This is a genomic window from Streptomyces sp. 4F14 (genome assembly GCF_048159485.1).
GTDB lineage: Bacteria > Actinomycetota > Actinomycetes > Streptomycetales > Streptomycetaceae > Streptomyces.
This window is the reverse complement of record NZ_JBLRVY010000191.1, coordinates 1-397: the sequence shown is the minus strand read 5'-3', so window position 1 is coordinate 397 and position 397 is coordinate 1. Positions and strand designations below refer to the sequence as shown.

General features: G+C 64.2%; 1 protein-coding gene. It reads left to right on the top strand.

What is annotated here, in order from left to right; all coding sequences use genetic code 11:
* The coding region (locus ACLZOT_RS50265; protein WP_416976025.1) for a hypothetical protein at positions 1-397 on the top strand (397 nt) is incomplete at both ends.

The following is a 397-nucleotide window of genomic DNA, read 5'->3' as shown; positions in this document are numbered from 1 at the left end:
AGCTCGGTGTCGCATTCGACCCGGACGACATGGGCTACTGGTACTCGGACAAGGCGCCGGACCTGACGCGTATGCAGCTCCAGCACGACAACCTCGTGGCGACTTTGCAGGGCCACGGGATCCAGACCGAGGTGCTGGACCCGTTGCCGGGTAAGTTCACCAAGTCGATCTACACGCGCGACCCGTTGGTCAACGTCAAGGGCGGCGCGATCATCACGCGGCTGGCGCCGGTGATGCGCCGGGGCGAGGAAGCTCATGTAACGAAGACCATCGCCGGCCTCGGCATGCCTGTCCTCGGCACTATCACTGGCAACGGGTTCGTCGAGGGCGGCTCGTTGGTGAAGCTGACGAACAAGGTCGCTCTCTACGGCACCGGAATCCGCTGCAACCGTGAGGG